The organism is Halobellus sp. EA9, assembly GCF_051195055.1.
Classification (GTDB): domain Archaea; phylum Halobacteriota; class Halobacteria; order Halobacteriales; family Haloferacaceae; genus Haloquadratum; species Haloquadratum rubicundus.
The window spans coordinates 1-13,489 of sequence record NZ_JBNTJW010000010.1 but is presented as its reverse complement, the minus strand read 5'-3'; the positions used below and the strand labels follow the sequence as shown (position 1 = coordinate 13,489).

At 56.4% G+C, this 13,489-nt stretch carries 4 protein-coding genes and 3 pseudogenes; 6 read left to right on the top strand and 1 reads right to left on the bottom strand.

Annotated elements, in window-relative coordinates; genetic code table 11:
• The first annotated feature begins 11 nt into the window (after window positions 1-11).
• The 6 genes and pseudogenes from ACQUQ0_RS13100 to ACQUQ0_RS13075 all read left to right on the top strand — a co-directional run.
• A complete protein-coding gene (locus ACQUQ0_RS13100) occupies window positions 12-1,445 on the top strand; it encodes an SLC13 family permease (RefSeq protein ID WP_435185669.1) in 1,434 nt (477 codons plus the stop codon).
• Between the two features lie 80 nt (window positions 1,446-1,525).
• Window positions 1,526-2,655 (top strand): annotated as a pseudogene (locus ACQUQ0_RS13095) (IS630 family transposase).
• Window positions 2,642-2,980, top strand: a pseudogene (locus ACQUQ0_RS13090) (ParA family protein); the annotation flags it as partial. The pseudogenes ACQUQ0_RS13095 and ACQUQ0_RS13090, both read left to right, overlap by 14 nt.
• Window positions 2,981-2,994: 14 nt before the next feature.
• Complete coding sequence (locus ACQUQ0_RS13085) at window positions 2,995-3,438, top strand: hypothetical protein (RefSeq protein WP_435185875.1); 444 nt, start codon at window positions 2,995-2,997, stop codon at window positions 3,436-3,438.
• A 407-nt stretch (window positions 3,439-3,845) separates the two neighbouring features.
• Window positions 3,846-10,238 (top strand): sacsin N-terminal ATP-binding-like domain-containing protein, encoded by a 6,393-nt coding sequence (locus ACQUQ0_RS13080; RefSeq protein ID WP_435185667.1) that lies wholly within the window; start codon window positions 3,846-3,848, stop codon window positions 10,236-10,238.
• A gap of 100 nt (window positions 10,239-10,338) precedes the next feature.
• Window positions 10,339-10,664 (top strand): annotated as a pseudogene (locus tag ACQUQ0_RS13075) (type B DNA-directed DNA polymerase); the annotation flags it as partial.
• A gap of 604 nt (window positions 10,665-11,268) precedes the next feature.
• Here ACQUQ0_RS13075 and ACQUQ0_RS13070 read toward each other — a convergent pair.
• Window positions 11,269-12,723 carry an orc1/cdc6 family replication initiation protein gene (locus ACQUQ0_RS13070; protein WP_435185666.1) on the bottom strand — a complete coding sequence of 485 codons (1,455 nt, stop codon included), beginning with the start codon at window positions 12,721-12,723 and terminating at the stop codon, window positions 11,269-11,271.
• Window positions 12,724-13,489: the final 766 nt, after the last annotated feature.

The window sequence follows — 13,489 nt, the reverse complement described above, 5'->3', positions numbered from 1 at the left end:
CGAGAGATACCATGACTAAGGGCGGGATCGCTGGCGGCTTGAGCTACATCACCTCGGTACGACGACTTAGCGGCGTCATCGCTGCTATCACCGCCATCTGCTGGGGAGTGGTCGTCGAGTCATCGATATTCACCGACGCCGTCCAGAACGTGTTCGCCATCTTCGCGTTCACGCTTATCCTCTGGCTCACGAAGGCCGTTCCGTACGTCGTCTCGTCCACATTTACCGTCGTGTTGCTGGTCGTGCTTGGTGGCGCCCCATCGTTTCGCGTGGCGGCATCCGGGTTTGCCTCTTCGCTCGTCTTCTTCTTGCTCCTCGTCTTTCTCCTCGGCATCGCCATCGACAAGGTCAACCTTGACCGTTGGTTCGCATCCCGGCTTCTCGCAGACGGTTCCCAGTCACCACGGCCGATCCACTCGGTGGCCATCCACGTCTTCGCGCTGGCATTCGTTATGCCATCAGCTGTCGCCCGCGCGACGACGTTCGTTCCCATCATTGAGGAGATGGCGGCATCCTTCGGTCTTGAGGAGGGGAGCGACTTCGAGCGTGCAGCGTTTCTCGTTCTCGGGCACGTCAACACTATCGCCTCGATGGCGCTGATGACTGCCGGGGGGATGGCGCTTGTCACGTCCGAGATTATTCGAACGACCGTCACGCCGATGGGGTGGGCCGAGTGGGCGGTCTACATGGTCCCACCAGTCGTGGTGTTGTATGGCCTCACCGCAGGGGCCGCAAGTCGACTCTATGGACCGTCGTCAAGGGAGCACCTGGAGGTTGATGGGGGAGTGAGTCCAGACACCGGGACGCTCCGAACGCTTGACCCCGAGCAACGGCTCGTCGCCGTGACGATGGTCGGAGCGGTCAGCCTGTGGATCATCGGTTCGTTCCATGGTATTCCAGCGATCGTACCAGCAGCACTCGCCGTCGCCGTTCTCACATTCCCCGGCGTCGACATCTTAACCGCTGATGAGATGCTAGACGTCAGCTGGGGGATTCTGTTCGTCGTCGGTGCGATGTTCTCCTTGCTGAATCGGATGGAGTCGGTGGACGCACTCCAGTTTCTCGTTCAATCGATTGGAGGAGCGATCCCGTTCTACGCGCTCACGTCGTGGCAGAGCATCGGTGTCCTGCTCCTGCTGGCGGCTTGCATTCGCGCGGTCTTCTCAACCGGGTCGGCCGCCATCCTCGTCATCCTCCCGATCGTTCTCCGTCTCGGGGCAGGGCTCGGAATTGACCAACTCTCACTCGCCTTCGGCGTCCTCCTCGTGGTGGGCTCAACGACGGTTTTTCCGTTCAACACGACGGCCGTTCTCGTGACGAAAGAACAGGGGCCGCTCACGACACACGACGTAGTCTGCTTCGGACTCGTGACAATGGTCTGCTCGATATTTGTCGTCGCGCTCTCGTGGGTCGCATACTGGCCCTGGATTAAATCACTATTCTAGTGCCGCTTCAAGCTTGAACTGCTAGATTTATCTACTCAGAGCACCTCTAGGTAGTATTCAGACGTGTTCTGAAGTCCATCATGCCGCGAACCCAGAAGTACGTTGTCGATCTGTCCGCTGACGAACGCGCCGAACTCGAAGCGATGCTCTCCGCTGGAACGTACAAAACGCGTGTTCTCACGCGTGTACGTTGTCTCTTGCATGCGGATGACGGCTTGACCGACGAGCAGGTCGGTCAAGCCGTCGGCTGTCATCCCGGAACGGTTGGTCGCCTCCGCAAGCGGTACGCTGAGGACGGCCTTGCGGCGATTAATCGCCGCGAGGCCGACCGCGTCTACGAGCGCAAACTTGACGGACGAGCTGAGGCTCACCTCATCGCATTAGCGTGCAGCGAGCCGCCAGAAGGACATTCTCGCTGGTCGCTTCATCTCCTCGCCGACCAACTCGTTGCTCTCAACGAGATCGACGTTGAGTCGATCTCTCACGAAACCGTGCGACAGGTGCTAAAAAAACACGGCTGCACCCTCACCGATCAGAAGAATGGGTGATCAAACCCGAACACAACGCTGCTTTCGTCCACCGAATGGAGGACGTTCTCGATCTCTACCACGAACCGTACGACCCAACGCGTCCTGTCATCTGCTTCGACGAGAGCAACAAGGAGTTACACAAGCACGTCCGCGACCCGCTCCCGGCCCGTCCGGGAGCGGTCGCTCGGTACGATTACACGTACAAACGCAACGGAACGCGGAATCTCTTTATAATGAGCGAACCGCTCACCGGGTGGCGACACGTCGAGGTAACGAAACGCCGTCGGAAACGTGAGTTCGTCCAGCAAATGCAGACGCTCGTCGATGAGCACTACCCGGATGCCGACTGCATCCGGGTGGTGCTCGATAATCTCAGCGCCCACAAAGCCTACGCATTCTACGAGTTTCTTCCTCCAGCAGAAGCGCATCGTCTCCTTGGAAAGCTAGAGTTCCACTTCACGCCCAAGCACGGCAGTTGGCTCAACATGGCCGAGATTGAGTTCAGCGCACTCGCCACAGAATGTCTCAACCGACGGATTCCCGACGCAGCGACCCTCCGTGCGGAGGTCGCTGCGTGGGAACGCACTCGCAACGAGAACGAATCCACCATTGACTGGCAGTTCACCACCGACGATGCCCGCATCAAACTCCGCCAACTATATCCAACAAATCACGCTTGAAGCGGCACTAGACGATCTCTGGGATCAGCTGGAATCCATCGAGGACAACCAACAGATCGAGATTGCGATCGTGGGACTACTGGCAAACATGTATAGAGACGATGGTCAGTCACAGAAGTTCCTAGAGGCATTTGACGAGTCATATGCATCACTAGCGCCGATCTTCAAGCTTCCAATGCGGGTAGCGATACAGCGCGCGTGGGACAACGGCTGCGATATTTTCGAATGGGAGGACGCGAACGACCAGCAAGTCGAGCGCGACCTCTTCCTGGAGATAGCTGAGACAATGGAACGGGCGTTCGACAAAACGCAGGTGGAGGTGTAACTATGCCCCGAGGAATGGACGAGCGATTTGAGGACCCATCAGAGGAAGCAGAAGACGAAGAAGTCGCGGACGACGACAACGAGACGGCAGAGGCGACGTCGGAAACAGAGAGACAAGACCGCGAACCTGCAGCCGCCACAGAAGAGCAATCAGGTCAGGAGAAGGGTGCTGGCTCGGCGGATACTAAGTCTCCCACTGAGGAGGCAACAGAAACGGATGATGAACCATTGAACATCCGCGAGGACTGGGACTCAGCCACAATATACGTTGAACCGGAACAGAGCGAGGATATCGAGGTCACATTCACGCGGCTGAAGAAACAGTTGAAGCGAGAGGACGTCACGCTCGAGAAGAACAAGCACTTCTACCGGGGGATTTTCGAAGTGGCGTTCGGCGAGCACCGCGAAGAGACGAAGGAAAAGATCCGCGAACTAGCAAAAGAAGACGGTGATCAATGAATCACTGAGTCTTGGATTCAACGAAAGGAGATCAACGTTGTGGCCCCTGAACTACAGGAGTGAAAGTTACTGTCTGGTTCAGCACCTCCTCAGCTGGATTTCCTCCGTTGAGAGCTTGGTTCGGTCGTTCCTGGTTGTAGTTTTGACGGGAGGGCGAAGGAGCCGGACTCGTACAACAAGGCGTATCGACCCTACCTTTTATTTAAGTGGGGAAAGACCGCACAGGCTACAGGTTTAGAGTTTCAGTGAGTGGCTCAGGGTCCCCAAAGCAGACGATCGAAGAATTATGTCGCACTGAACATCAAGACCTCCTCGGTGCATTAACGAACGAAAGCCGATGGAGCAAGGAGGCGGATCTTGGCGTCGGCAATCAAGTCGTCGCCTCCACGCACGAGAGTCGGACGGTTTTGGAACTCATCCAGAATGCGCGGGACGCGATTCGCGACGGATCCGACGATGACGGACGAGTGGCTGTTATCGTCGGCCCAGAATCCTTACTCATCGCGAACACTGGTCGGCCGTTTGAACTCGACGATGATGATGTGTTCGAGGCGGTCACTGGACTCGGCCGATCGGAGAAACTCGACAACAGCGACTCGATCGGTGAGAAAGGGGTTGGTCTCAAATCGTTACTCCAGCTGAGTGAGCGGTTTTCCGTCCATTCGGTCGTCGATGACGATCAGCTCTCGGCACAGTTCTCTCGCTATCGCGCGGGCCAGATGCTGTTAGCAGGGTACGACCATTACCTCAAGACAAATCTCAGAAATGAACTCGATGTCGAGAGTTCCGTCATCGAGTCGTATCAGTCTATTCTCGACGAAATCCTAGATGAAGAAGCATGGTCGAGACTCCCATCAACGCCGGATATCGACACCATCGCTGAGCGGGAGTCGACCGAGGAGCAGGCGCCGCCAGCGCCAAGCGAGTTCCTCACCGATTTGCCTCGACTCTCTTTATTCCGGTACCCATTCCTCATCAGTACCGACCGCGAGGAGTCAGATGCAACAGGCCGGCTCGTTGACGCCCTCCTCAAGACAGGTCAATCCTCTTCATCAACCGCAACGCCGGACAATAAATGGCTCGAGGACCATGCCGACACTTACCAGACGGTCGTCCGGCTTGATTATGATGACCCGGAATGGACCGGGTTGCTCGATTCTGTTCAAAGCGCACTCGCCGAAAGTGGTCGCGATATCGTCGACGCCTTTGAGACTAACCGGCGAAGCGCAAACGTTGGCGGACTGTCCAGCGACAAGACACCCCAAGCGCAATTCTGGGATGAGTGTACCGACCTTTCTGCGTCAACGCTAGTCCTCCTTGGGGAACTCGACGAAATCGATTTCCTCAAACTCGAGGGCGATGACACCGAGGAAACCGGTTCGCTTGAGATTAGTGACCGCCGGGAAGTGACTATCGAGACCGACAGTACCCACCAGTCGTCCATCGGCGATGATCCCGAACTCTCCCGAATTCCGCATACAGTCACAGAGGAAACGACCACTACTGCCGGCACAACCACCCATAAGCGAGAGTTCCTTCGATACTCACAGACACTGACCCCAGAGGTCCATCAGTGGTTGACGGATGAGGACCGCGACATCGACGCCGAATCGGCAACGATAGATATCCTGCTGGAACAGCCGCGCCCCGAGGCAGCCGATTGGGAACCAACGCCAGAACCTCTCCACCTTTACTACCCGATTTCGGATGCTTCGACGCCGTTCCCGTTCGTAATTCATGCTCCCTTCGAGGTGAGTTTCGATCGCCAACATCTCGCGACTGCTGAAAAAAACCAGACGCTCCTCAAGGAGCTCCCGACGCTCATCGCGACCGTAAGCGAAGACCTCATCCAAAGCAACGAGGCAACTCACGCTCCACCGTCGGGATATCGATCGTGGATGCCGTGGCTTGTTGCCCCCGTCGACGTCGCCGAGACTGACGCCGGGACATCGCTCGCAAATGGAATCGCTGACACCCTCAGTCGACTCCAAGACACCGCGATCGTCCCGACTGACTCCCAGGAACCGTTGCAGCCGACGGCGACACTGCTCGACCCGACGCGGTTGGAAGCCTTCGAGGCATTGCGTGGGCGGGATGCCGCGCCGCCGATCCCTGCTACAGAGGTCATCGCGAATGGGAAAGCGTGGAAAGCCGACCTCCCCGAATCGGGGCCGAGTGACCAATCCCAGTTCAACGGGTTCCTTTCCCAGATCGGGTTGACCACGATTATCGAGACGATTGCAGCAGATGCATCGGAAGATGACCTCGTGACGGTCCTCTGTGACTTCTGGAAACGAGCCAGTACAACCACACCGGATGGTGGGTTCGATGCGTGGCATGTGACTGTCGAGCAGCCAACCCACGCAGAGCTGTACTTCGAGGCCATAGCGGAGGCGCTAGCCGGCCACGGCGCAGATGCGGATGACGACGATGAAAACGATGCAGAAGTCGATGCAGCGACCCGCCTCGGTAGACATGGTGTCCCCCTATTGCCGGCAGAGAAACACAAGGAAGGCACATCGACGACTGAGTCGGAGGAGGCAACCGTAACCAGATTAGTTCGCGCGAGGCCTAGCGAGGGGCAATCCGATGATGGATCCCGCCAACGGAGTGAACGCATCGTCTTCCGCCGCCAGGAGCCCGGTGAGTCACAACAATCCATGGCGGAACTCCCCACTCCACCCCAACAATTACCGGTCTATATCATTCCGTATCAAAACGAGTGGGTCGGCCCGCTCAAGCGGCATAACCGACGCTGGGGAACCCGAGAGCTGGAAGGGCAAGCAGCTTTCTATCGCCGTGTCGGCGCCGAAGCGGGTGGGTTCTCGGGCGACGAAAATGGCGACCCAGACGTCGTCGGCTACCTAGCCGATCTATACAAGCAATCCACAGCCGGACAAACTGCCGAGTGGGTGACCCCCCAGCCGTTCCACAACAAGCAGTTCGACGACGTCGAGGAAGTCTTCGCGTATGATACACTCACCGGTACCCCAACGGACTACGATGCGTTTCTCGAGCGACGATACGTGCAGACGATCCCGCTTCCGACCGACGACGGCAACCAACTCCCAGCCGAGCGACTGGTGTTCGGCCCCGAATGGGCGGAGAGATTCAGCGCCGTTGCGGATTCGCTCGCAAGTGAAAATGGCGTCGAGTATCCATTTTCCGGGACTGATGATGGTGAGGCCGAGCCGGCCGCGAAGTTCCGGCGATGGGCCGCAGCAATCGAGTGCCGCCAAGACTTCGAACCCACGGACACCCCAACCCTCGCGCCGCCCAGTGACGAGCAGTGGGAGGCCATCCATGCACAGATGGACCTCTCAGAGGCAGAACGCAAGCGGTGGGAACTCTACTTCTTGTTGCATCTGGGCGTCCAGGTCGGCCCCCACATCGATTGGGGATGGCTCTTCCCTGGCCGAGGCACCGACGACCGTCGTACGGGCGCGCTATCACTCTCGGAAGTGCAGTCCCTCGCGGATGCCGATCCCGAGTTCGAAGCCAATCCACCGATTTCCCCACCCGAAGACCTGCTGGAGCGGTACCAAACGATTAGTTGGCGCTCAGAACACCATCCAGCGTTCAGTGCCGGCCACTCGGGTAGCTGTCAAAAAGATTGGTTAGACTGCGATATTGAGGAGTGGGAGTACAACAAGGACTTGGCGATCCCAACGTGGTGGCATCTCACGGAACTCAATCCAGACGCTGACCGGGGTCATCGGGAGGCAGTTCGGGATGCGACGGCGCTTATCTGGCCAGAACTCACGGCGACCATCACAGACACTGCTTGGTACTGTGACGGTACGCATTACAGTCACCAACCGAATACACACGACGCCACGATTCCAGCGCTCGGGGTCGTCCAACTACAGGATGCGGCACTCTGGCCGGTCACGGAACCAGATACAGATGACGATCCTGCGGAACCGCCCGGTGGGTTGATGCCAGAGGACCTTCACACAGCAAGGCCACTGATCACCGCCGATGAGCAACGCGGTGCGGCCAGCTATCTGCCACGACTCGATCTCGACGAAATTATCGCAAGCATCGAGTCGCGGTTCGATTCGGATGGAGAACTGCCGAACGTCGACATTGCATCGCTGCCGACAATGCTTGGTGCACGGCCGCTTGATGGACTAACCCCGGCCCAAGCGGCCGATCGACTCAACGAGTTCTTAACCAGCCGTGCGGTTGCCGATACACATCGCACATACGACCATCAAGCGCTTTCGGCGATGGAATCCACATGGGATTCCCAGTCGAATACAGTGCCCACCTATGGATTGTTACGGCGGCTCACGGCGACCTCGCAAGTCAGTCGAAAACTCACTGATGAGGAACCCAAGCGCCAGTGGATTCGTCGAGATATCTGGCATACTGGCGTTCGACTCCCGGTCCGATGGGCCGACGACTCGCTCATCCTCCACGTTGAGGAGGACGTCCCACAAGTCGAGGAGCCTGAGCTACGAATCTACACGCAGCAAATCCCACAGCATGCACGCGAGCAGTTCGCCAATGACGAGTCCATTGCGATCGTCGAACGGCCCAGTCGAGAGGCACGAGCCATTGCATACCTGCTCGGGGGTGCCCCCGATGGGCCAATACCTCCGTTTGGAATTCAAACAGAGACGGAACAACCGGACCTCGGAGTTCCCGAAGACGAGTCCGAGCCAACAGCGCAAGAACAAGATGCGATAGAGGATCTCAAATCCACACTGAAGCCCCGGATAATCTATCTGCTAGCCGCATACGATGCAGATGTATCTGAGCCCGACCATAGATCGGTCTACAACCAGCTTAATGCGATCATCAACAATCCAATCGGGATTATCGAGAACCCAGAAGGTACGAGTTCGAGACGATCAACGCAGTGGTCACCGCCAACCACTGCTGAGGAAAAGCCTAATCAGATCGCTATCTATCGGAGCGCAATCGACGAGCACAGTGACGATTCGACAGAGATCCCGCTATACCTCGTAGCAGATGGCCTTGCCCAAGTTATCGACCAATATTCGCTTAGGGATGTCTTCGAGAACATCCTCATCAAGCCAGATTACGCACTTGATTACGATTACGCCGAACAGAAAGAGAATGTCCGCAAAGAACTCTCTGAGCTCCGAGAACAGCGATTCAAGCTGGTTCAAGCGGCACTAAGAACACTGCTTTCGAACATCGACGAGACGGCAAGCCCACCGGAGTTGCATATCGATCCGGACGACGATGTCGAACCCACGTTGGAGAAAATGGCGAATGCACCGAACGAGACGGAGGACACTGTCGTCAATGCGTGGGTGGAGGCATTCACGACTGCGGGGCTTGCCGAACCGGTCACCCGGCATTGTATTGCGGCCGCAGCGACGGAGGAGTTCTACGCACGACTCCAATATATTGCTACAGCACTCCAGAACGCCTCAGAGCTTCATCGCGATGACTTAAGAGGCCACCAAGTTTGGGATGAACTCGATTCGTGGCCGACCGACAGCGACGTCGAGTCCCTCCGAAAGTACCTCACTGCCGTCGCCAAAATTGACGCCTTCTGGGCGACGTACACCAATAGCGAATCAGATGCAGAAACCGCCTTCGCCCTAGCCGTCGAAACAGCTGCCAACCCAACAGCGCCACCGGCGCCACTGACACCAGTCATAGAGGGCATTCCCGCCGGCGACCGCGTGGCGACAACGCTCAGGGACCGCTTGCTGATCGAACTCCCAAAACAAAGTGACGGGCCTATTCCCGAATCCATTATAACGACCGTCGCCGAGTGGCACGCAACCCGCCACGAAACGTTCGCCGCCTCACTCAGTGAGGACGATGACACCGATAAGCTCCTCAGGGCGTTCACGACGGCACTCGAGAACCCCACCGAGTCGCTCGCGACTGTTACTGACGCACTGAACGGGTATCGTGAGGACACTGGTGGCGGCGGTGGACCTACAAGCCACGCCAAGCGACGAGAGCTCACCATGCAGTGGGTGTCAGCGTCGGATGCCGAGCTGGATGATGCGGTTAACTCATCACTCACACTAGAAGATGCACCTGACGATGGGGGCGCTCCCAGTATTGGATCGACTTCATCTAGTACCCCGACATCAAATGCAGAGATTGCTGATGACCGAGGGCGTGAAGCCGAACTGCTGTGTCTGGCGCGTACGTGGAACCAGTTCCGGACGCAAGACCAATCGACACGAGAGCGAATCATCGAGGAACTCACTCGATGGCGGAGCGCCGATATCTGGCGAATGAAACCGGTTGAAGACATCGCAGATATCGATACAGATGAGCCAGCAATTGAGGGCGAACGGCCGGAAGTGGTCCTTCGGCAGGTGACAATCCCCGATGAATCACCGTATCGGACTGCATTCCGCCTGTTGTTCGACGTCTCTGACGAGCGTGGGCCCGGATTCGATTATATCGACCCTTTCGCCGGCATGGACGAAGAAGCGAACTCGGGCTGGCGTCCCGAACATATGAGACGGGTCGAAGTCAAGGCCGTTACACCAGACCGAGCGACCAATGGCCGCGTCAAATTGACCGGAAACGAGTTCCGGATGGCCCGCCGGCGAGGTCCCGATCCATTGGCAGGTAAGTTGCCGAAGAAAGTCCGTGAATCAACAGACCGCTACCTCCTCCGTTTAGTGAGTCTCCCGCGTGCGTGGCGCAGTAAGGATGACAGTACGAATGGCATCACGGTTAGAGACATTCAGGACTTCATTGACTACGGGAAATTTGAAGAGGATGATGAACCCCTCTGGGAGAAGCTGCGGGGTGGAGAGTTCTACGTGAGCTTTGGATCTGGCGACTGACATACCCCTCATAAATTCCGTGACTTATCTGCGATCCAACCCCTCCCCCACACCACTACACGTCCAGCGCTATCGATAGAGTTCCTTTCTCAGTTCCCATTTACTCAATAGAAATCGTGTCTCCAAGCCGCTAGAGGGTTCACGCAGAACACACAGAACGTGGCGGTGCTGAAGCGGGCTCGCGACCAGGACCTCGCCATCCACCCGGGACAGGACATCGAGTACGTGGTCGTCGACGACGAGAAGAGTTCTCGAGAGCGGGTCGCATTGGCTCACGAAGAGACGGAGTCGTACGATGCGTCGTACTACGAGACGCAACTCGTCAGAGCTGTCGAGAGTGTTCTGTCACCGCTTGGGTGGGATCGCACGGAGATACAACAAGAACTCGCAGGGGTACGTGAGCCAGAGCTAACCGATTTCCAGTGACCGGGCAACGAATGGTTCAATAGAGAATCACGGTCGCACTCCCTCCCCCCGTCATCGATGTGTAAAACCATGAGAGGGGGGAGGGGGGTGACGAGAACAGAATGGCGAAAACCGGCGATGAGGGCATTAACACGAAGGAGAGCGTCTCAGCGACGCAATCTATATTCTCGTAAGCAATGCATATTGTCTGACGAAGTTTTATATGCAGTGCGTTACAACTGCAACCGTACTACATTTAGATGTGAAGGTTAGGAGAAGCGATACTTCGACTAACCGAACAATCACGCTTCTCGACCTCCTACACGATCTCTCTTGTTTTCAACCGTCTCGTGGCGTCAAGCACGACTTTCGTAATTTATTCTACGTGAGTTCCCCCTTCCCCCCTGCTGTTTACACATCGATGACGGGGGGTGGGGGTCACGAGACTCCGTGTCTTGATCTCGTTTCCAGTGGGTTAGAAAGATCTGATGCGGAAGTGGCTGCTCCGCGTTCGCTGACTCACCGCCACCAGTTCAGGACTCTCTCGACTTCTCCCCCGCTACAATCTCGACTTTACACATCGAAGACGGGGGGTGTGTTCTCCACCGGGTGCTCGCCAGGATTCTTACTCCTCGTGAAATTCTTTCAGCTGAGCATTCACGACTGAACTGAGGAGTTCTTCCTGCTGGGCTATTCCTTCCAGGCGTGTATCATCGACGATCCGAGTCATCATCGCTTCAGGATCACCCGTGAATGTGAACTCCATATACATCCCGCCGCCTCGTCCGCGGCTTTTCCGGGATGTTGAAATCAACCCGTATGTCGAGAGTTCTTTGACATATTTGACGTACGTTTCACGAGTCATCTGGTCCGCATCGAGTTCGTTCGTGACCCACTGATAAACTTTGAATCCAACCGGGCTTGGGACGGAACTACCCGTCCGACTCGAGTGATACGCAACGGCTGCGGTTGCGTACAGTGAAATCTTCTTTTGTGTCGTAAGCCCCTCAACGAGCTTCAGCGACCGGTCTTTGTCAATCTCCTCCTGAGATTCTCGGACGTGGTCCTCCGTGACCACTTCATCTCCCCGTTCGTCTGCGAGGTCACCGGCACCGCGGAACAGGTCGATCGCCTTCCGTGCGTCACCGTGACTTTGTGCAGCGAACGCCGCCACGAGCGGAATCACGTCGTCCTCGAGTGCATCTTGACGGAACGCATCGCGTCGATTTTCGAGAATTTCGCGCAGCTGGTTTGCGTCGTAGTCAGGGAAGTAGACGTCACGTGGATTGAATGAACTCTCGGCACGCCCGTCGATGTCTTCCATAAATTTTGGATCGTTCGTCAGTGCTGCGACGGACACGCGGCCTTCGATTTCGTTCGTGTTACTCGCCCGCGAGAGCTGATAGAGGAGTTTCGAGTATGCGGGTTCGTCGTTTTCGCGCCGGCCGACTAAGAGGTCGATCTCGTCGAGAATGAAAATGACCGAATCGTAGTGCTCGTTGATGAGTTCGTACAGACGTCGGTACTTGCGCTTCGTCGATACGCCGGTCTCTGGAACACCGACTTCCCTCCCAACGTCCTGGGCGACAGTTTGGACGAGTTCGTAGACGGCCTGATCGAGCGTATTGATTGGCTGGCAGTTGATATCGACAACGCCGAACCGTTCGCCTTTGGATTGACAGAGCTCGATGATCTGTTGCGTGACGGCCCCGATGATGAGTGACTTACCTGTTCCTGCGGGACCGTACAGCAGCATATTCGGCGGCCGATTTCCCTGGAGAGTCGGTTTCAGAAACGAGACGACGGACTCGAGCTGGTCGTCACGGCCGACGATTCGCTCCTCGTCGATAATCGTGTCAGGCTCGACGAGATCCCGGTTGACGAAAACCGATGCCTCCCCCTCATCATCGAGCATATCACGGATCGACCGCTGAGCGCTCTCTTCAGTCGATCCCTGATTGTGGCTTGAGTCTCCGGCAGCATCCTCACGGGCGGATTCTAACTGCTGTCCATCCGATGTAGAACTAGTTTCTTCATCAAGGGTGGATTGATCCGCCCCTTCTTGATCACTACCGGCCATATGCCTGCTGTACACCGGAGCATTAAAAAGATTAACCCCCGTCGATGTTTATTCGCCCGTTGTATCCAATATTTCCCGCGAATTCAGCTGTTTCACGGCTCGTCAGTAAGAACCATCACCGAAGTACATCTGGTGGAAGACCCCCCGTCATCGATGTGTAACGTAGAATCGGCGGCCCTCATGTGAATTTGTGTATCTGTGATTGGACTTAGTTGTTCCACCCCCCATCATCGAAGTGCAAGCCGCGCGTCTGACACCCCCCGTCATCGAAGTGTAAACGCAGGGTCGACCATCCCCCCATCATCGAAGTGAAAATCGGTCCAGTCTCCGGCTCTCTTGATGTTCACCGTTCGAATTTCATTTTACACACGGGGTGTTCCCGCTCGACTTGTTACTCAATTCATCTCTTACACGGAGTCCAGTACGTCTGTGTCATCCCACGAGGCCATACTCAATATACAAAACCAGCCTAATATCTCTCTATCGTCGGAATACGGCACATTTACACTTTGCACACGGGGTGTGTGATGAGAACCTATCAGTGGATACACTCGTGATCAGGGGTGTGGTCTGTCTCAAATAGAAAACCCATGCTTCAACTGTGGAACCCTGTTCGACTGTTCGTGCCTAAAAACGGCTCTATCGACTATTAACGGCTTAATCTAATCTCAAATTCTTTCTTTCTCCTCCGCTGTTGGGTAAGCGATTGTTGGTGAAGTCATAGAGCGGTTTCGAGGATGATTTTGAGTGCTTCTTCGCCGGGTTT